Source organism: Bacillus sp. PDNC022, assembly GCF_016919285.1.
GTDB classification, from domain to species: Bacteria; Bacillota; Bacilli; order Bacillales; family Bacillaceae; genus Bacillus; species Bacillus safensis.
In genome coordinates this window covers 474,201-493,816 of sequence record NZ_CP070345.1, presented here as the reverse complement: position 1 = coordinate 493,816, position 19,616 = coordinate 474,201, and the positions used below count along the sequence as shown (strand labels likewise).

The following is a 19,616-nucleotide window of genomic DNA, read 5'->3' as shown; positions in this document are numbered from 1 at the left end:
CTTTTCTATCAAGAAAGAAATGGCACCCCTTTTTGTGTATAAAAGGTGCCATCATCATTTTAGCGGTTTTTCTATCATTTATCTAGAAATTTGATGTTCCATTGGTAAGAAATTTTACCTTTCTCCCTTAATAAGGTTCGTGTGAGAAACTGGCTTTTGACCGTCAGCCTCTTTCATATCAGCTGTTTTTTCTTTCAAATGAATATCTTTTACAAAATAATAAATGAGGGTATGTCCCGCTCCGAGCACAACAAGAGATGCAGGGATTCCGAGCTCATCACCTAGTAAGGTGACAGACAGCAGGAACAAAACAATTGAACAAATTCGGCCAGCATTTAAAAATAGCTCTCTGACCACAATATATTCAATTCGGGCCTTTCTGGCATACCTTGCATGGCCGATGACATCATATGTTAAGGATACATAAGGAACAAGCAGGAGCGGATATCCTATTGCAATGGCTACCGCATACATCAGAAGTGAAACATAGGACAAGTGGAAGACGATTAAAAACAAGGCGCCGTATAAAATCAGCCCGCCAAGCATGATAGCCTTCTTCCGCCACTTTTTCTTAATCAAACGTGTAGCGAAGAAATATGCAAAAAACGCAACACCTGAATTCACTAAACCAAACGTCCCGAGAGCAAGCTCACTGTTTGTTGCAATAAACACGAAGACACTGATTAAGAAGACAAAGACCCCTTCACGAAGCCCTTGAAAAAAATGAGCTGTTGTAATCTTACGCCAATTCTCGTCTGCATGGCGTTCTTTCCAAATTTGTTTGATGATAAATTTGCCTTTTGACTGCCTTCTTTTGAGGAAAAAGCTCATCACAACCGCTAGTGAAAACAAAAAAAGCGATAACGTGAAAATGACTGTGTAGCCTGTATCATCCGTTAACTGAGAAATGACAATCCCCGCAATGAGAGGACCAATCATGCCGGCAGTTGAAGTAAGCACTCCGAGAAATCCATTAAAGAAGTCTCTTGTTTCGGGCTCGGTGATTTCAAAGGTGAGTACGTTAAATGCAAGCCAGTAAAAACCATAACCGATCCCAAGGACACTTCCCAATAAAACAAGCCGTGCGGCCGCTTGTTCTCCTGCCATTAAAACAATTAAATAAAAAGCGGCTAAAAAAATGACACCGAAACGAAGGACAAACGCCCGGTCTATTTTTTTAGCGAGCCGGCCAGCGAATAAAAACGTAATGGGCTGAAGCACCACAATGGCCAAGTTATAAATCGCAAGATCCGTGAATTTCCCAGACTGTTTCCATAAGTACACATTTACAAACGTATTCGAAAGCGCAATGGCAAGTGCATATAACCCGCCAATCGTGAGGAGGAGCAATAAATCTCTTGTAACATCCATGTCCCCGAACATTTTTTTTAATCTGCTCATACAATTCATTCTCCTTTTCTACACAATAGTCTGTCTCATCAAAAGGCAGATATGTAAAAAAAGGAGGGAAAATATAAAAAGACCTGCTTCTCTTGAAAGCAGGTCTTTTCGAATCAAATCATTATTTTGCTTCGCTGTAAAGGCGAGCTACTTCATCCCAGTTCACAACATTCCAGAATGCTGAAATGTAATCAGGACGACGGTTTTGGTAGTTTAGGTAGTAAGCATGCTCCCAAACGTCTAATCCTAGAATTGGCGTTTTTCCTTCAGTTAAAGGAGAATCTTGGTTTGGCGTGCTTGTGATTTCAAGTTTTCCGTTGTTCACAACAAGCCATGCCCAACCAGAACCAAAGCGTCCTGCAGCTGCTGCAGCGAAATCAGATTTGAATTTTTCAAATCCACCTAATTCTTTTTCGATTGCATCTGCAAGTTCACCAGTTGGTGCGCCGCCACCGTTTGGTGAAAGAAGCGTCCAGAATAATGAGTGGTTCACATGTCCTCCGCCATTGTTACGTACAGCTGTACGAATGTTTTCAGGCACTGAGTTTAAGTTAGCCACTAGCTCTTCAATTGATTGATCTTCAAGAGCTGATACACCTTCGATTGCTTTGTTTAAGTTTGTTACGTATGTGTTGTGGTGTTTTGTGTGGTGAATCGTCATTGTTTCCTTGTCGATATGTGGTTCTAATGCATCGTAAGCATATGGTAATTCTGGAAGTTTAAAAGCCATGGTTAAATTCCTCCTTAAAATGTATGTACTGAAATGCTTCCTTTTGTAAGTCAGCAATTCACCCTACTCAAAGAGTATCAAAAGAAACAGCTTGTTTCAACGTTATTGCTCATGTTCTGAAACATTTCAGTGTTTATTTTGTAATTAGCCCTTTTGAAAAAGTTTTAAACACCCTTTTTCAACTAGCGTAGGACATAAAATAAAAAGATGCCCAGCATCAGCGCTTGAATCAATCCTTTTGCAAAAACACCTGATACAAATCCAATTAATGAGCCTAATCCAACTTTTACACTCGTCTTCAGATCTTTTTGATGAACAAGGAGCTCTGCAATGACACTCCCGAGAAATGGACCAATAATAATTCCTGCAATGGGTATCACAAAAGGACCAGCTAATAACCCAATGGTGCTTCCCCAAATAGCTGCCTTGCTGCCACCAAAGCGCTTTACCCCAATAAGATTTGAGACATAATCTGCCGCAAATAAGACGGCAGTAAACATGGCTTGAATAAGCCAGAACGTCAGTGTTAGCGGCTCGAAGCTAAAAAAGAAACCATATAGAATAAATCCGAGAACCATAAAGACCACACTCGGGATAATTGGATAAACCAGTCCAACAAACGCAATGATAAATGCACAGCCAATCAGTATCCAATACAGAACGTCCAAGACCCTGCCGCCTCCTTTTTATTTGCTGTATACATTATGCCTCATTCCCTCTATCTTAACCAGTGATGAAGGCCATACTTGTACTTGATGGATAGACATTGATACAATATGAGAAATAGAAAAGAATGTAGGAAGTGAATGGGTATTGAACGTATTTAATCTATTGTTAAAAGGAATTTATTCACCAAAAGATATTGCTAAAGCACGGTTTACAGGGATCGGTAAAGCGATTTTATTCATTTTTATCCTCTCAATCATCGCAGCAGTTCCTCAGGGGTATCATATGAGCCAAGAAATCTCGAATGCGATGTCAGGATTTCAGCATGTGATCAAAAAAGATTTACCCGACTTTTCAATCGAAAAAGGAAAGCTTCAAGCAGATCAAAGTGAACCAATAGAAAAAGAAGAAAACGGCATCACGATCATCTTTGATCCTGCTGAAAAAATAAAAGCAAGTGAGCTTGAATCAAAGCAAACGGCTATCGCTTTATTAAAGGAAAAAGCAGTGATTGCCATTGATGGACAAACGACAGATATTCCATACCAGCTCCTTGGTGGAACACTGACAAAAGATGAACTCGCTAGCGTCACAAATCAGAACCAAGCGATTATCATCCCTGTCATCTGTGTACTGCTATATCTATCAACTGCGGCTCTCATGTTTATCAGCGCAACATTCCTTGCGATGCTTGGTACATTTATTAAACGAATGCAGCAAAAAGAGCTGTCCTTCCAAATGCTTTGGAAGCTCTCCGCTTATTCACTCACATTAACAACGGTCTTTTTCGCCATTATGAGTGCATTAAACACGCCTGTTGCAAACTCATTTTTATTAAATTGGGTCATTAACTTTATCTTTTTATATCTTGTTGTGAAAGAAATTCCTGCAAAAAAAAGCAAATGATCAATCCAACATGGATTTGTCTACACAATGAAAGCTCCCCCGGATCGGAGGAGCTTTTTATGTATGGTCATGCTAGGACTCATCAGGATGAATGATCGCAAACAAATAGTGATCCTCCCACACTCCATTAATCTTTACTTTTTTACGATTTAGTCCCTCATTTTCAAAACCTGTCTTTTCAAGTACACGAATGGAACCCTTATTACTCGGCTTTACTCCAGCCTCAATACGATGGAGATTCAACTCAAAAAAGGCATAGTCAATGATTAAACGAATGGCTTCTGTCATATATCCATTTCCGCCCTGCCTTTGATCGAGTACATACCCAAGCCATGCTCCTTCTATTGGACCTCTTACGACAGAACTTAATGAGATCGTCCCAATTAAAGCATCGGTTTCATTTAAGAAAATACCATGCATGTAAGATTCATCTTGTGCACTTCTTTGCACACCGCGCTGAATCCGTTCAATTTGACGAGGTAACGTGAAGAAATCATCTTTGACCAAAGGTGTAAATTCTTGAAAATATGAGCGATTCTCAAGCTCTAATGTTAACAGTGATTCGGCATCATTTTCTGTTAGTGTTCTCACATATATATGCTGACTAACCTTCTTCATAAAATCCCCCCCTTATTATTTTATCATAATGTCCATATGAGGTTGCTCTCCTATTTACTACACCAGCGGGCCAAGAAGTTTTTATTACAAGGCTTACTAGAACTAACTAGAACCATCCTTTCCAGCTTTTCTCCTCTTTTTGGTTCTATCATTTCAGGACATGCATAGACTGAAGTAAACTCTTAAAAGCGGTGAGTAAAATGCGGCGAATTCTTTTTTTACTAATCAGTTTGTTTGTCCTCTTTATTATCTTTTTTGATTTAAAAAATGGAACCATTCCTGTTGAAGAAAATCCAGCCGTTCCAGCAAGTGCCCTTCAAACAGCTGAGAAAAAGACATATAAGAACGTCACTGTAAAACAAGGTGAAACAGTCCTCTCCATCGTACATACAAGCAAGCCGCTTGATGACGTCATTAAAGATTTCGAGGAGCTGAATCAAGGTGTGAAAGCGAACGAAATCAGGGCCGGCAGCACATATAAGTTTCCTGTCTATAAGAGATAAAACGTTAATTCCTTGTCATTCATACAAAGAGACTGTTACAATATGAACTGTAAAACACGACGTACACGGCAAAGGATTGCTTGTACACTAAGGAGCGATTGACAAGTGAGTGAAGTCACACATCGTACTAAAACGCGTCCCGTCAAAGTGGGACCTTTAACTATAGGTGGAAATAATGAGGTTGTCATTCAAAGTATGGCAACAACCAAAACACATGATGTCGAAGCGACAGTCGCTGAAATTAAACGTTTAGAAGAGGCAGGCTGTCAAATCGTGCGTGTCGCATGTCCAGATGAGCGTGCAGCAAATGCAATTGCGGACATTAAAAAACAAATTAACATCCCGCTTGTTGTGGATATTCATTTTGACTACAAGCTTGCGCTGAAAGCGATTGAAGCAGGCGCAGACAAAATCCGAATCAATCCAGGAAACATCGGAAGAAGAGAAAAAGTAGAAGCGGTTGTCAAAGCAGCAAAAGAAAAAGGCATTCCAATTCGTATTGGCGTAAACGCTGGTTCATTAGAGAAAAAAATTCTTGATAAATACGGCTATCCAACAGCAGATGGTATGGTCGAAAGTGCACTGCATCACATTAAAATTCTAGAAGACCTAGACTTTCATGACATCATCGTCAGTATGAAAGCATCTGATGTAAACCTTGCAATTGAAGCATACGAAAAAGCGGCTAAAGCCTTTGATTATCCTCTTCACCTTGGGATTACAGAATCAGGTACGTTATTTGCAGGTACAGTCAAAAGTGCAGCTGGACTTGGCGCTATTTTGAATATGGGGATTGGGAACACACTCCGTATCTCATTAAGTGCTGACCCAGTTGAGGAAGTAAAAGTAGCACGTGAATTGTTGAAATCATTTGGTCTTGCATCAAATGCAGCAACACTGATCTCCTGCCCAACCTGTGGACGAATTGAAATTGACCTCATCAGCATTGCCAATGAAGTCGAAGAATATATTTCTAAAATCAAAGCACCGATTAAAGTAGCAGTTCTCGGCTGCGCTGTTAACGGTCCTGGTGAAGCACGTGAAGCGGACATCGGAATCGCAGGCGCTAGAGGCGAAGGCTTATTATTCCGTAAAGGTGAAATTGTTCGTAAAGTACCAGAAGAAACAATGGTCGAAGAACTGAAAAAAGAAATCGATAAAATCGCTGAAGAACATTATGCGAAAATGGAAGCTGAAAAAGAAAAACACGCGAATGCCTAACAAAAAACGCCTGACTGTGACGTCAGGCGTTTTTCTGTTCTTGTTAAAAGAACGGGGTGATAAATATGCCTAGGATGACGGAAACAATTCCGATCCCAATTGACCACGCGCCAAGCGCATGTGCTCCTTTTCTTCTTGCAATATAACCAACGACGATTGCCGCTACCCCTAATAGCACCGGCAAGACAAATAATGAGATAATCGCAATCGCGAGTGCTGTATAGCCTATCCCTTTACTGCCTGAATCGTCACCTGCATGGTCACGTCCTCGTCTATCTTCTCGATCTCTTGAAGCTTGATATGGCTCTGCAATTTCAGCAGCTGTTTCCTCTAAATAGCCATCATCATTACTAAAATGTGTGTCGATTTCACGATCATTTCTTCTGAAATCCTCGTCTCTTTCCATGATCAATTCCCCCTTTTGGTTAATAGAAAGGAGCTTTTTTAGTATGAGCAAAAATGTCTGTTTCATGTTTGCTAAAACTTGCTGGAATTGTGAATTGATTATGTTACACTTTAAGAGTATAAAAATGAGGAGTGTGGGCATGTTACGTTTAGGAATTGATATTGATGGTACAGTGACGGCACAGGACACCTTTGTTCCCTACTTAAATGAGTCGTTCCAATGTGCCATGACACTAGATGATATGACAGAGTATGATTTGACGAAGCTTTTAAAGATTTCTCAAGAAGAATTTTGGGGCTGGATGGATCAGCACGAGCCTCTTATTTATAAACAGGCAAAGCCTGCTGAGGATGCAAAAGAGATCCTCGACCAATTGAAGCAGCAGCACAAACTGATTTATATTACAGCAAGAAGGCAGCAGCATTCGGATATTACCTACAAGTGGTTTCAAGAACATGATGTGCACTATGATGCTATTGAGCTGGTTGGCGGTCATCATAAGCTGGAAGCCGTTCAAAAGCACAAGATTGATGTATTTTTTGAAGACCATCATGGCAATGCCACAATGATTGCAAAAGAAGCTGACATCCCGGTTATTCTTTTTAACTCCCCTTATAATCAAATGCCAATTGACGACAGAATTATTCGCGTGAACAACTGGCAGGAAGCGTCTCAATGGATCAAACAATACGAACAGCGTCTGCAAACTGCTTATTAATATAACTGAGTGAGCACCGAAGCGGAACAAACCCGAGGAATAGTCTACACGCTGAAGCCGATACATTTAATGTATCGGCTTTTTTGATGGAGCAAGCTGCCCTTCTTTCATTAGAAAATGGTACAGTGCCCCCTTCATGCCTGCCTGATTCAAGTAGTAGCAAGTTTCCAGCTTCACCTGAATATTCTTCCACGCATGCAGTGTATGTAAATGTTTTTCAATGTTTTGTAATAAATCTGGTCTTGCACTTACGCCTCCGCCAATGAGGATTTTCTCTGGGTTAAGAACAGTCGCTACATTGTAAATGCCAATGGCTATTCGCTTGTACCATTGATCCACCAGCTTCTCAATGGCCGGATCATGCTTCGTCTTTTCAAAAATTTCTTGGCCGTCTATTTGAGTACTTTGCGGAATTCCTTGCTTTTCTTTATAGCTCCGAATTAATCCTGCTGTTGAAGCGCTGCTGTTGAGAGTTGTAAACTGGCCATTTTCCGTTTCTGTCAGCATCATGCCAAATTCACCACCGCGGAAGGAAGCCCCGCGCACAAGCTGACCATCAGCAAAAATACCACCGCCAACACCCGTGCCAATCGTCATACAAATAAAGCTGTCACAATCTTTCGCATTGCCGCTATATTTTTCTGCGAGAGCTGCACAGTTCGCATCATTCTCCACTTCTACACGAAGAGAAGTTTTCTCTTCTAAAAGTGTTTTTACATTTTGACCATTCAAGGCGATGATGGCGCCTGCAAATTCTGTATAACCTGATTCACTGTCCACAAAGCCCGGAAGACTGATGGCGATACCGCTGACATCCTGCATCCTTTGATATTGCATGACCACATTCGCCATGGCTTCTAAAAACGGTTCAAGCTGCCGGCAGTTCGTTTCATAGTCACCGCTTGTGACCAGCTCCCCATCCTGATCCATTAATCCATGTTTTGTTCTCGTCCCGCCTACATCAAACACGACATAACACGCCACTTTTGACCCTCCCTTTACTCCAAAAGACACAAATTTCTTCAGTACCTTGTTCTCATTTTAATGAAACAGCCGCCCTTTGTAAAACGTTTTCAAAAAGACAAGAGAAATCGCAGATCTGCGGCTAACTGATTCGGTTTTGAAGTATCAATAGAACACCATTTAGCATGAAGTTTATTATCCATTACATTAACAATAGAAAAAGCAATGGAATTGATTTTCCATTGCTTTTTAAGTTAATTTATATACTTTTCTTGGTACGCTTTAAATTGTTCTTCGTATTTTTGCAACTTTTCCCCATCAACTTTTGAATTTAATTTCGGTTTTCGTTTTCCAATCACCATCACATCTTTATCAACAATAGGACTTGATAAAAAGATGTATGGTGCAAAACGATCACACTTCGTATTTGGGAGGGTTACGGATAACCTGGCATATTCTTCTGTCGGGAATTGGTTCGAAATTTCAAGTTGCTTGAGCCCCTCTAATTCCGATATCGGCTCTAAAGACTCGTCCTTCACTTTTATATTTGATAAGCACAGATATTTTAAATTCTTGAGGTATCTTAAAGGTTGAAGAGTATTTATATTTAATGTATTCCAAATCCCGCCTGACAATTGTAACAATTCTAAACCAGTGTTTTTTTGCAAAGGGGCTATGTCATTTAACTTTGAAAAATCTGTTATGGATAAAGATTTTAAAAAAGTGTTTTTTGATAAATCCCATAAACTTTGTGCCTTTGTATTCCATTCAAGTGCCAATACCTCAACATCTTTAAGAGAACTGATGATTGATAAATCTTCTACTCTTAGTTCATGCACAAAGAGCATTTTGGGATTAACTAAGCTCAAGATCGTATTGAAATCCTTTTGGTTCACTTTGTAAATCCACAATTTCGTCAGCTTAGAAAAAGATTTCAACCTTTCAATATTTTTTGTTTTTCCTGTGATTAACAACTCAGTGGAATTTTCATCTACATCGGCTAAATCATGAACAACTTCTGATCGTGCATCATTACGAAAAATATATTCAGGGTGTTCTTTTAGCATTCTTTTACCTCCACATCTACTAATGACGGATTATCTAAATTAATTTTATCAGAATTTTGGAGTCAAAACATGATCATCGTTAGCTCCTCCCGATATTTCTAACAAGGGAAGTTAGTAAAATGCCTATATAAAAACAAATAAAAGAACTCCAATTCAAATACGAATTGGAGTTCTAATCAGCTGACTGATTTATTTTTTCCACTTTAAAACCGAACCTGTTACTCTGCGGCTGGCTGTTTTATGAATGAACTTCCTTCGGTTCGCAGGAAGGACACGTTCCGTATATTTCAAATTTATGTCCGCTAATATGATAATCCTCTAGATCGGCGTCCAGTTTGTCCATAGGGCAGGCATCGATCTCCTTTGTTTTCCCGCATTCAAGACAAATAAAGTGATGGTGATGATGGGAAAATGAACATTTAAAACGGAATAGTTTCTCTCCTGACAATTCCGTTGTTTCTAATATTCCAAGGTCTTCATATAGTGACAAGTTTCGATAAATTGTATCAAAGCTAAGACCAGGGTAGTCTTCACTTAGTGCCGTCAGCACATTTTTAGCGGTCAAGTATTTATCAGAATCAGAAAACAATTGAAGCATGTCTTCACGTTTGCTTGTATATTTGTAGCCTTTTTCCTTTAATAAATCAAGCGCTTCTTGTACGTTCATGTTGATTCCCCCTTTTGAATTTCCCAATAAAAATACATCCGATTAAAATCAAAATGGACAGCATCACAATGGTTCCGCCTGGCGCTAAATCTAGATAATAGCTTAAGATCAACCCTGCCAATACAGACAATTCACCGAACAAGATCGAAAGGAAGATCGCCTGTTTGAAGCCTTTGGCAATGCGGATACTTGCCGCAACAGGAAGTGTCATGAGCGCAGAGACAAGCAGTGTACCGACGATACGCATCGATGCCGCAATGACAAGTGCAACAACTAAGATAAAAATGAAATGAATCCATTTCGCTGAAATACCAGAAGCCTTTGCATGCTCTTCATCAAAAGAAAGTAAAAATAATTCTTTATATAAAAGCACCACAACTAACACCACAATGAGTGAGATCCCAACAACAATCCAAAGATCTAATCTTGACACCGCACTGACACTTCCGAATAAATAACTAAACAAATCTGTATTAAAACCATTTGCTAGTGAAATGAAGATAACGGAAATCCCAATACCGCCTGATAAAATAATGGGGATCGCCAGCTCCTGATAATGCTTATACACGGAACGCAGTCGCTCAATGAACAATGACCCTGCAACAGAAAAAGCCATTCCTAAGTAGAGCGGGCTTACCCCTGTCAAAAGCCCAAACTTTTTATCAAGGAATAGACTTGCGGCAATACCGGCAAGTGATACGTGACTAAGGGCATCTGCAATAAGCGAGAGCCTTCTTACGACAATAAATACACCAAGTAAGGGCGCAATAAAACCGATCAGTAACCCTGCGATAAACGCATTTTGTAAAAATTCATAATGAAAAAATGGAAATAGCATTATTCATGTCCCCCATGATGGTGATGATCGTGATGAATCACTTGAATGTCATGCCCGTAAAATTGGGATAGCGCCTGATCATCCATTGAATCAAACGCTTCCGCATCCCCATGGAAATGCAGTGTCTGATTTAAGCAAGCCACATGGGTGACTTTATCAGAAACGGTGCCAACGTCGTGTGTGACGAGAATTAAAGACATTCTTTTTTCTTTGTTCAATGTTTCGAGCAGCTGATAAAAGCCTTCTACTGTCCGCTGATCGACCCCAACCGTGGGCTCATCCAAAATGAGCAGCTTCGGCTGACTGACAAGCGCACGGGCAATAAATGCACGCTGCTGCTGCCCGCCAGAAAGCTCACCGATGTTTTGATGCTTTAAATCCTGTATGCCAACTGAGCGAATGGCCTCTTCCACTTGCCATTTATCCTGTTTGCTCATTCGTTTAAACAAACCAATTTTCGCGGTCAGTCCGCTTGCGACGACCTCATATACAGAAGCAGGGAAACCCGTATTAAAGCTATTCGCCTTTTGAGAAACAAATCCAATTTGATCCCAGTCTCTAAATTTTGAAACAGGCGTGCCAAATAGCTTTAATTCACCTTGCTGCGGTTTTATGAGCCCAAGCAGGCATTTTAATAAGGTTGTTTTACCAGATCCATTCGGTCCAACAAGTGCTAGAAAGTTTCCTTCCTCTACTGTTAAATGAATGTGATCTATGACATTTCGCTGTCCATACGAGTACGAAATGTCCTTCATTTCAATAATTGGCTTTGCCATGGATCTTTCCACCTTCAATCAATATAAAAAGAATGATTACGATTTATACAACAAAAAGAAAATGGCTTTTGCCATTTTCTCTGTTCATACATACATTTCATTATATAAAAGAAAGATAAAAAAGTAAAATAAAAGCTAATGAATGGCTGTTTTGAACTTACCGCCTTTTGTTTCATGCGTATCCATAATCGTAATAAATGCTTGGCCATCAATTTCAAATACAATGGATTTCAGCTTTGTAATTTCAAGCCTTGTGACAACGGCGTAGATGACATCTTTTTCTTCATCTGTATAGCCGCCTTTTCCTTTCAGCTTTGTCGTTCCCCTGCCAAGTCGATGCAGAATCGCATCTGAAATTTCATCATAATAATCTGATACGATAATAACAGCTTTTGTTTCATCAAGCCCTTGAATAACAGCATCAATTGTTTTCATTGCCAAATAATATGTCATCACAGAATACATAGCCTGCTCTGGTCCGAAGACAAAGCCCGCCCAAATAAAAATGAACACATTGACGATCATGACAAACTCACCGACGGAGAAAGGAATTTTTTTCGTCAGAAGAATTCCTAAAATCTCTGTTCCATCCATTGAGCCTCCATTACGGATGACAAGTCCAACACCAAATCCAAGTAATAGCCCGCCAAATACAGTGGCTAAGATCGGCTGTGTTGTAAATGCCTCTACGTGATGAAGTGAAGATTCAATCACGGCTAAGCTGACAATCCCAATCACAGTGGAAATCAGAAAGGTTTTCCCAATATGTTTGTATCCTGATATCATAAATGGAATATTTAAAATGACAACAATCGTCGCAAAATTAATAAACGGGTTATCTGTAAAGAGATAATCCAAAATAAGCGAAATACCGATGATGCCTCCATCAATAATATTGTTTGGCACTAAAAATAATTCAATGCTGACTGCTGCACATGCAGCACCTACTAGAATCAGAAAAATTCTCAAAATAAAATGAGGCACTGATTCCTTTTTATGCTGTTTACTATTTGCCATACGTTCTCCCTTCTACACATGTTAAATTTTCAATGAACATTTTATTCACTTTACTATTTTATCATTTCACAGAATAAAATAAAATTTTTTGCACATTTTCCGTTTTCGCCCATACATTGTTACAGAGGGGAGGAATGGAATTGATTTTAATTCAAAAAATTGTCCTGCAGCGGCTCAATCAGATCACAGCAAATGATTTGTTAAGGTATGCGAAACAGTATGGCGTCAGTTTAACGTCTAATCAAGCTGCTGAGGTTGCCAAACTCATGAACGGGAAAAACATCAATATTTTTAATGATTCAGAGCGCAACCGGCTTCTTAAGCAAGTGGAAGCGATTACTTCTAAACAGACAGCACAGACTGTGAATGATCTGTTTAACCAATTTACAAGTTAGGCAAAAAAAGGGCCGCATTTAGCGGCACCTCATCATGTTGCATCCTTTTTTATTGACCCGTAATTTTATCTAGTAAGCCTTCATCAAATTGCTTTTCTTTCAGCATCGCAATTTCGAATTTGTAAGGTGGTTTTTTGTTCTTTTTATCTTCACCTACATAAGGCGTTTCTAGAATTTTCGGCACATCTTGAAGCTGGGGATGATGCACAATATAGCTCAGTGCATCGAAACCAATTTCACCAAAACCGATATTTTCATGTCGGTCTTTTCTTGCGCCTTGTACGTTTTTACTGTCATTAATATGAAGAACTTTGATTCGGTCAATGCCGACAATTCGGTCAAATTCTTCTAACACACCATCAAAGTCGCTCACAATCGGGTAACCAGCATCGTGCGTGTGACACGTATCAAAGCAGACAGAAAGAGCTTCGTTATGTGTCACTCCATCAATAATTTGGGCAAGCTCTTCAAAGCTTCTTCCGCACTCTGAGCCTTTTCCTGCCATTGTTTCAAGTGCAATTTGAACCTCTTGACCTTTCACAATGACTTCGTTTAAACCTTCAATGATTTTTTGAATCCCTGCTTCTGCCCCTGCTCCGACATGCGCACCCGGGTGGAGAACAATTTGTCTTGCTCCCAGCGCTTCCGTACGCTCAATCTCAGAGCGAAGGAAGTCTACACCAAGCTCAAATGTCGCTGGATTCACCGTATTTCCAATATTGATAATATACGGAGCATGCACAACGATATCCGTCATGCCATGCTCTTTCATATGCGCTTGTCCAGCTTCAATATTCAGGTCTTCAATTTTTTTGCGGCGCGTATTTTGCGGTGCACCTGTATAAATCATAAACGTATTCGAACCATAAGAGGCAGCTTCTTGACTCGCTGCAAGAAGCATATGTTTTCCGCTCATGGATACATGTGAACCAATCTTCAACAATGTTTCCCCCTACTTTCCATTACGCTTTGACTTTCTACGTTCCTGTCTTTTGATTTTATCCATCTCACGTGTCATTTTCTTTTTATATCCAGGTTTGACGGCTTTCGGTTTTCTCACAAGACGTTTTGCTTTTTCTTCAATTTCATTTGGTGCTTTTTTACGTCTTTGACGCTTCAGACGGTCATCTGCATCTCGCCATTCGCCATGAACAATGGTTTTGTTTTCAAACACAACGCCCATTTTCTCAATTTGAATGAGTGCATCCTCATCAGCCAGTTCATAAATGGTCATAGCAATTCCAGATGAACCAGCACGAGCTGTTCTTCCAACGCGGTGCACATAAAAATCAAGATCAGATGGAAGTTCATAGTTAATCACGTGGCTGACGCCTTTAATGTCAATTCCGCGTGCTGCAAGATCAGATGCCACAATATAAGTGAACTCCAAATCTTCAATTTGTTTCATGACTTTTTTACGTTCACGCGGCGTTAATCCGCCATGGAGCACACCGATTTTCATTCCTTTTTCTTGTAAGAATGCGGCGATTTCATCAACAGTTGTTTTTGTATTGGCAAAAATGATTCCTAAATAAGGCTGTACATTCGTCACCATTTCATGAAGCAATTTTAATTTATCACGCTGTTTAGACGGAACTAAAATATGCTGAATATTTTCTGCTGTAATCCGTTTTGGTTCAACATGCGCATACTTTGGATTGTCCATATATTTTTTCAGGAAAGGCTTTAGTTTTTCCGGGATGGTTGCAGAGAACACAAGCATTTGCAGCTGTTCTGGCATTTGTGCACCAATACGGTCCACATCTTCTAAAAATCCCATATCCAGCATTAAATCCGCTTCATCAATGACAAGAGAGGTCGCTTTGTAAACATTGAGCGCCTGCTCATGAATGAGGTCAGCAATACGTCCAGGTGTGCCGACAACCAAATGCGGCTGGTTTTTTAGCTTTTGAATTGATTTCTGCTTGTCCGTTCCGCCAATATAAAGTTTTGCTTTGATCTCTTCTTCTGGAGAAGCATTCTTTAAAATCGTTTGAGCTTCTTTGAAAATTTGATTGGCTAATTCTCTTGTAGGTGCAGTAATCACCACTTGTACCTGCTCTTTGCTTGGATCAATTGAATGAATCAGCGGCAGTAAGTACGCATGAGTTTTTCCTGTTCCTGTTTGTGACTGGCCAATCACGCTTTCTCCTTTTAAAACAGCAGGGATGATTCTTTTTTGAATATCAGTCGGCTCATAAAAGCCTAGTTCATGAATAGCATCTATAATAAAAGGCTTTAATTCATATGTCGTAAATTTCGTTTCTTTCATGTTTTCACTCCTTAAGGCAATGCCTTTTTGCTCATCTCCTCATTATAGCTGATTTTCAGTAAAAAAACCATGTCCGCTTTTCCTACAGGAAACCAATTGATGCTTCCTTGCATAACCTATGAAGAGAAAGAGAATGCAGTAAGGGAGGTACAAGTATGTTAGGGCAAAGGCCTATGGGCGATTTTCAGCCGCGCCGTCCCTCACGCCGGCACCTTGGAAATGGCGGACAGCCCGGAATTTTTCAAAGAGGGCAGCAGCCTCCTATCCAACAGCCTTTTCAAGGGCAAGGCAATCCATTTCAGCAAATGATGCCTCGCTCCCCGTCTGTACAGGGAGGCGGTTTACGAGGGATGGGCGGAATTCCAGGAGGTGAGAGCCGTGCACTAGGCGGCGGTGCAGGAATTAAAGGCATGCTCGCTAAATTTCTTCCTGGCGCAGGAGGAGCTGGAGTCTCTGGAGGTGGTGCGGGATTACAAGGAATCCAGAGCTTCACAAATCCTGCGACCCTCTCAAGCATGTTAGGAAATGTTCAAAAAGTGCTCGGAATGGCGCAGCAATTTACGCCAATGATTCAGCAATACGGTCCTTTAGTGAGAAATTTGCCTGCGATGATTAAACTGTACAGCCAGCTTGGCAGTGCGGATGATGAAGAAGAAAGTGCAAATGATGCTGATGCAGAATCAACAGAGACCAGCACGGAAACAGAAGTGACCGATGAAGAAGCACAGACTGATGAAATAGAAGAAAATGAAGAATCAGAAGACATCCTAGTCAAAAAAGCAGCACCGCACACATCATCTGCTCCTAAAGCAAAACCGAAAAAAAGATCTGGCAGCTCTGTTCCAAAACTATATGTCTAGTGATCTTTTAACGGCGAATTGTTCACTGCGTATAACAATCTTTGATATATACGCTTACTTTGGCTATAATGGAAGCAAGAGAATGATAAAAAGCCGTTTTTTACGGCTTTTTATATTGTTCTTCTCTAGCAGCACTTCCCTACAGGAGGACGAATAAATGAATGTAATTAAAATATCGCCGCGTGGCTATTGCTATGGCGTTGTCGATGCAATGGTCATTGCTAAAAATGCCGCACTTGATAAAAACTTGCCACGCCCAATTTATATATTAGGTATGATTGTGCACAACAAACATGTCACTGATGCCTTCGAGGAAGATGGAATTTACACACTGGACGGACCAAACCGCTTAGACATTTTAAAGCAGGTTGAAAGCGGAACAGTCATTTTCACGGCTCACGGCGTTTCTCCTGAGGTTCGTCAAATCGCAGAAGAAAAAGGCCTTGTCGCCATTGATGCGACCTGTCCCGATGTAACGAAAACACACGAACTCATTTCAGAGAAAACAGCCGATGGCTATGAGATTATTTATATTGGGAAAAAGGGTCATCCTGAGCCAGAAGGAGCTGTCGGAGTAGCCCCTGATAAGGTACACCTTGTCGAAACTGAAGCCGACATTGAGGCGCTCGATTTAACATCAGAAAAACTGCTCATCACGAACCAAACGACGATGTCTCAATGGGATGTCCACGACCTGATGGAGCTGATTAAAGAGAAATACCCTCACGTTGAGTATCATCAAGAAATTTGCCTGGCGACACAGGTACGTCAAGAAGCTGTATCGCAGCAAGCTGGCCAAGCCGATTTAACCATTGTTGTCGGCGATCCAAAAAGTAATAACTCTAACCGTCTCGCACAAGTGTCAATGGAGATTGCTGGAACGCAGGCTTACCGTATTGGCGACTTAAGTGAACTCAAGCTGGAATGGCTGCAGGGCGTCAAAACCGTTGCCGTTACTGCTGGTGCTTCAACACCAACACCTATTACAAAGGAAGTCATTCGTTTCTTAGAAAACTATGAACCAGATGATGAAACGACTTGGAAGATTGAACGAACAGTTCCTCTTTCTAAAATTTTACCTCGCGTCAAAACAAAGAAATAAGAAAACGTCAGAGCGGAAATGCTCTGACGTTTTTTGTTTACATAAATTGAAATGGGTTTGTGTTTGATTCAGAAACAAAGAGCTGTACGTCATATTTTTTATCCGCACATAGCGAGTGAAGCTTCGCCTTTACCCCTTCTTTCATGATCTTTTCAGCATAATGGCCTGGGTCCACAACGTTCAGCCCTAGCATCATAGCATCGTGCGCAACATGGAAATAAAGGTCTCCTGTCACATACACATCTGCACCCATTCTTTTCGCTTGATGGATGTATTTATTTCCGTCTCCGCCAAGCACCGCCACTTTTTTCACAACAGCGTCTTGGTCTCCTACAAAACGAGCACCATTCACATCTAGCTTCGTTTTCACAAATTGCGTGAAATCTCTAAGTGTCATTGGCTCATTTAGCTCTCCAATACGTCCAAGACCTTTTTGAATAGGAGGAAGGTCTGTCGTGTGTACACTATAGGCGACTTCTTCATAAGGATGTGCTTTGATCATTTCGCGAATCACTTGTTTTTCTATACTTGCTGGGAAAATGGTTTCAATTCGCACTTCTTTCACAAATTCTAATTGACCCGACTCACCAATAAACGGCTCAGCTTCTTCTGATGGCAGAAAGCTGCCTGTCCCTTCATTTGAAAACGCACAATGGCTGTAGTTGCCAATATGGCCGGCACCCGCATTTCCTAAAGCTGTCCGGATGGCCTCTTCAAATTCCTCTGGGACATACAGAGCAAGCTGTTTGATTGGATCTTCGTATGTCGGCACTAACACTCTTGTTTCTTCAAGCTCTAAGGCCTCAGCAAGCAGGTCATTGACTCCGCCATCAGCTACGTCTAAATTCGTATGTGCCACATATACCGCAATATCATGTTTGATGCATTTTTCAATGATACGTCCAGCCGGCTGATCCGTCGCTACATGTTTTAATGGACGAAAAATCGGCGGATGGTGAGCAATAATGAGATCCACTTTTCGCTCGATCGCCTCATCTACTACATTCTCTAATACATCCAAGGTGATCATCACATTGGTTACTTTTTTATTTAATGTCCCAATCTGAAGACCAATTTTATCCCCTTCCATGGCGTATGCCTTTGGCGAAAACTGTTCAAACAATTGGATGATTTCATGCCCGTTTACTGTTTTAGCCAACAGTCAAAACCTCCTTTAGCATCTTTATTTTCGCATTCAGCTCTTCAAGGCGCTCTTTGTTTTCTTCTGTCCGCGCTGCCTGCTGAATTTGACTTTCTATCTTCTCCATATGCTGAAGCTCTTGCATCCACTTGCGCCGGAAGACGTCATTTTGCTCTTTCGCAAGAAACGGGCCAACCAGCATACCTGCTTCAAGTGACATCCCTTCATAGGCTTTATTTTTGTCGCCTTTTTCTGCGATGATGATTTCGTATATTTTGCCGTCCTCTTCTAAGATGACTTCATCTAACAAATCATACCCCTCTTGATAAAGCCATAAACGAATATGATAGGCATGGATATTCGGCTGAAGAATGAGCCTCTCATGGCCTGCGAGCTTATGCTTGCCTTCATTTAGAATGCTTGCGATGAGTGCCCCGCCCATACCTGCAATCGTCACTGCATTCACTTCGCCTTTTTCAATGACTTCAAGGCCATTTCCTTTTCTAACAGATATCTGTTCATCTAATTCAAGTCTATGTACTTGCTGCTGCGCCGATTGAAGCGGTCCATCGGTAATTTCACCAGCAATGGCTTTCACTGCTTTTTGATGCAGGATCGCATAGCATGGCAAATAGGCATGGTCTGAGCCGATATCAGCGAAGACTGCCTCATCTGGTAAAAAGTCTGCGACTTTTTTTAATCGTTTCGATAAATTCATTTCATTCATACGTATCACTACTTTTCTTTAATGTTCATACTTGTCTATCTTATATAAATTATGGACTTTTTAAAAGTCGTTTTCAAATGAAAAAAGCTCTTCTTTTGAAAAAGAGCTTTTTGTGTAAGATTATTTAATTTTAGACACCCATTCCGCCATTTCATCGAGCTTTTCATTTGGAATCAGCCCGCCTGGCATCCCGTTGCCGCCTTCTTGAATTTTCTTCTTGATGTCAGCTACTTCAAGCTTGTCTCCAACACCTTTTAATGCAGGACCTGCGCCGCCTTCATAGTTTTCCCCATGACAGCTTAGACAGTTCTGTTTATACAATTCTTCCGGCGTCGCATTTGCTGTCTCTTCTTGCTTTTCCTCTTTGCCCCCAGAGGCAATTTTTTCTTCATCTTTCAGCCCCTTCATTGATAAGAAAAAAGTGAGTCCAATACCTAAAATGGCAATCAATAAAAATGGTATAAGTGGATTCCGTTTCATTTCTTTCATCCTCCCCTTTGTGAAAACCCCTTTGAGACTATGCAAACAATTCTAATTCTACTTTAATTTTACAAAAAGTAAACGAATTATGATACAAAACTTTGGTCAAGTTCACAGATTAGACAAAAATGATTCTAGATGA

General features: G+C 40.6%; 23 protein-coding genes. 7 read left to right on the top strand and 16 right to left on the bottom strand.

Annotation, left to right across the window (positions count from 1 at the left end):
• Window positions 1-114: 114 nt before the first annotated feature.
• From JVX94_RS02595 to JVX94_RS02585, 3 genes are all read right to left on the bottom strand, one after another.
• Complete coding sequence (locus tag JVX94_RS02595; RefSeq protein WP_095409022.1) at window positions 115-1,401, bottom strand: MFS transporter; 1,287 nt, start codon at window positions 1,399-1,401, stop codon at window positions 115-117.
• Window positions 1,402-1,522: 121 nt separating this feature from the next.
• The gene (gene sodA / locus JVX94_RS02590) at window positions 1,523-2,131 is read right to left on the bottom strand and encodes a superoxide dismutase SodA (RefSeq protein WP_144470784.1); all 609 of its coding nucleotides are present in this window, start codon (window positions 2,129-2,131) and stop codon (window positions 1,523-1,525) included.
• A 182-nt stretch (window positions 2,132-2,313) separates the two neighbouring features.
• Complete coding sequence (locus JVX94_RS02585) at window positions 2,314-2,799, bottom strand: DUF456 domain-containing protein (protein ID WP_039180001.1); 486 nt, start codon at window positions 2,797-2,799, stop codon at window positions 2,314-2,316.
• A 145-nt stretch (window positions 2,800-2,944) separates the two neighbouring features.
• Here JVX94_RS02585 and JVX94_RS02580 point away from each other — a divergent pair, with 145 nt between their 5' ends.
• Window positions 2,945-3,703 carry a DUF1189 domain-containing protein gene (locus JVX94_RS02580; RefSeq protein WP_095409023.1) on the top strand — a complete coding sequence of 253 codons (759 nt, stop codon included), beginning with the start codon at window positions 2,945-2,947 and terminating at the stop codon, window positions 3,701-3,703.
• A gap of 72 nt (window positions 3,704-3,775) precedes the next feature.
• Here JVX94_RS02580 and JVX94_RS02575 read toward each other — a convergent pair whose 3' ends face one another.
• Window positions 3,776-4,321 (bottom strand): GNAT family N-acetyltransferase, encoded by a 546-nt coding sequence (locus JVX94_RS02575; protein WP_095409024.1) that lies wholly within the window; start codon window positions 4,319-4,321, stop codon window positions 3,776-3,778.
• 200 nt (window positions 4,322-4,521) lie between these two features.
• Here JVX94_RS02575 and JVX94_RS02570 point away from each other — a divergent pair, with 200 nt between their 5' ends.
• Together JVX94_RS02570 and ispG are read left to right on the top strand one after the other, a co-directional pair.
• Complete coding sequence (locus JVX94_RS02570) at window positions 4,522-4,824, top strand: hypothetical protein (protein WP_039180007.1); 303 nt, start codon at window positions 4,522-4,524, stop codon at window positions 4,822-4,824.
• Between the two features lie 105 nt (window positions 4,825-4,929).
• Window positions 4,930-6,045 carry a flavodoxin-dependent (E)-4-hydroxy-3-methylbut-2-enyl-diphosphate synthase gene (ispG, locus tag JVX94_RS02565; protein WP_095409025.1) on the top strand — a complete coding sequence of 372 codons (1,116 nt, stop codon included), beginning with the start codon at window positions 4,930-4,932 and terminating at the stop codon, window positions 6,043-6,045.
• Window positions 6,046-6,088: 43 nt separating this feature from the next.
• Here the strand turns inward: ispG and JVX94_RS02560 are convergent, their stop codons facing one another.
• Window positions 6,089-6,451 (bottom strand): DUF308 domain-containing protein, encoded by a 363-nt coding sequence (locus tag JVX94_RS02560; RefSeq protein WP_039180010.1) that lies wholly within the window; start codon window positions 6,449-6,451, stop codon window positions 6,089-6,091.
• Window positions 6,452-6,590: 139 nt separating this feature from the next.
• On the opposite strand from JVX94_RS02560, the gene JVX94_RS02555 reads away from it, so the two are divergent.
• Window positions 6,591-7,169 (top strand): 5' nucleotidase, NT5C type, encoded by a 579-nt coding sequence (locus JVX94_RS02555; RefSeq protein ID WP_144471114.1) that lies wholly within the window; start codon window positions 6,591-6,593, stop codon window positions 7,167-7,169.
• A gap of 66 nt (window positions 7,170-7,235) precedes the next feature.
• Here JVX94_RS02555 and JVX94_RS02550 read toward each other — a convergent pair whose 3' ends face one another.
• The 6 genes from JVX94_RS02550 to JVX94_RS02525 form a co-directional block, all read right to left on the bottom strand.
• A complete protein-coding gene (locus JVX94_RS02550; protein WP_197198259.1) occupies window positions 7,236-8,153 on the bottom strand; it encodes an ROK family protein in 918 nt (305 codons plus the stop codon).
• Between the two features lie 233 nt (window positions 8,154-8,386).
• Window positions 8,387-9,199, bottom strand: a complete 813-nt coding sequence (locus JVX94_RS02545) for a leucine-rich repeat domain-containing protein (protein ID WP_205184472.1) — start codon at window positions 9,197-9,199, stop codon at window positions 8,387-8,389.
• A 238-nt stretch (window positions 9,200-9,437) separates the two neighbouring features.
• Entirely contained in the window at window positions 9,438-9,866 is a 429-nt protein-coding gene (gene zur, locus JVX94_RS02540; protein WP_095409029.1) for a zinc uptake transcriptional repressor Zur, read from the bottom strand.
• Window positions 9,844-10,704: a metal ABC transporter permease gene (locus JVX94_RS02535; protein ID WP_095409030.1), complete on the bottom strand. Its 861-nt coding sequence runs from the start codon at window positions 10,702-10,704 to the stop codon at window positions 9,844-9,846. The genes zur and JVX94_RS02535 overlap by 23 nt, the downstream gene beginning before the upstream one ends.
• Entirely contained in the window at window positions 10,704-11,480 is a 777-nt protein-coding gene (locus tag JVX94_RS02530; protein ID WP_203128618.1) for a metal ABC transporter ATP-binding protein, read from the bottom strand. Before JVX94_RS02530 ends, JVX94_RS02535 begins: the two co-directional genes overlap by 1 nt.
• 135 nt (window positions 11,481-11,615) lie before the next feature.
• On the bottom strand, window positions 11,616-12,497 hold the full coding sequence (locus tag JVX94_RS02525; protein ID WP_095409032.1) for a YitT family protein: 882 nt from the start codon (window positions 12,495-12,497) through the stop codon (window positions 11,616-11,618).
• Between the two features lie 140 nt (window positions 12,498-12,637).
• Between JVX94_RS02525 and JVX94_RS02520 the strand changes: the two genes are divergently transcribed.
• Window positions 12,638-12,892, top strand: a complete 255-nt coding sequence (locus JVX94_RS02520; RefSeq protein ID WP_095409033.1) for a DUF2624 domain-containing protein — start codon at window positions 12,638-12,640, stop codon at window positions 12,890-12,892.
• A gap of 49 nt (window positions 12,893-12,941) precedes the next feature.
• On the opposite strand, the gene JVX94_RS02515 is transcribed toward JVX94_RS02520, so the two are convergent.
• Together JVX94_RS02515 and JVX94_RS02510 are read right to left on the bottom strand one after the other, a co-directional pair.
• Window positions 12,942-13,835 (bottom strand): deoxyribonuclease IV, encoded by an 894-nt coding sequence (locus tag JVX94_RS02515; protein WP_144484654.1) that lies wholly within the window; start codon window positions 13,833-13,835, stop codon window positions 12,942-12,944.
• Window positions 13,836-13,844: 9 nt separating this feature from the next.
• The gene (locus JVX94_RS02510; protein WP_034280145.1) at window positions 13,845-15,164 is read right to left on the bottom strand and encodes a DEAD/DEAH box helicase; all 1,320 of its coding nucleotides are present in this window, start codon (window positions 15,162-15,164) and stop codon (window positions 13,845-13,847) included.
• A 155-nt stretch (window positions 15,165-15,319) separates the two neighbouring features.
• Between JVX94_RS02510 and vrrA the strand changes: the two genes are divergently transcribed.
• Together vrrA and JVX94_RS02500 are read left to right on the top strand one after the other, a co-directional pair.
• Window positions 15,320-16,024, top strand: coding sequence for a VrrA/YqfQ family protein (gene vrrA / locus JVX94_RS02505; RefSeq protein WP_205184470.1), 705 nt, complete (start codon window positions 15,320-15,322; stop codon window positions 16,022-16,024).
• Window positions 16,025-16,181: 157 nt separating this feature from the next.
• Window positions 16,182-17,126, top strand: coding sequence for a 4-hydroxy-3-methylbut-2-enyl diphosphate reductase (locus JVX94_RS02500; protein WP_095409037.1), 945 nt, complete (start codon window positions 16,182-16,184; stop codon window positions 17,124-17,126).
• A 37-nt stretch (window positions 17,127-17,163) separates the two neighbouring features.
• Here the strand turns inward: JVX94_RS02500 and JVX94_RS02495 are convergent, their stop codons facing one another.
• From JVX94_RS02495 to cccA, 3 genes are all read right to left on the bottom strand, one after another.
• Complete coding sequence (locus JVX94_RS02495; protein ID WP_144471122.1) at window positions 17,164-18,285, bottom strand: Nif3-like dinuclear metal center hexameric protein; 1,122 nt, start codon at window positions 18,283-18,285, stop codon at window positions 17,164-17,166.
• Entirely contained in the window at window positions 18,278-18,994 is a 717-nt protein-coding gene (locus tag JVX94_RS02490; protein ID WP_197198263.1) for a tRNA (adenine(22)-N(1))-methyltransferase, read from the bottom strand. Before JVX94_RS02490 ends, JVX94_RS02495 begins: the two co-directional genes overlap by 8 nt.
• A 120-nt stretch (window positions 18,995-19,114) precedes the next feature.
• On the bottom strand, window positions 19,115-19,474 hold the full coding sequence (gene cccA, locus JVX94_RS02485) for a cytochrome c550 (RefSeq protein WP_095409040.1): 360 nt from the start codon (window positions 19,472-19,474) through the stop codon (window positions 19,115-19,117).
• Window positions 19,475-19,616 lie beyond the last annotated feature (142 nt).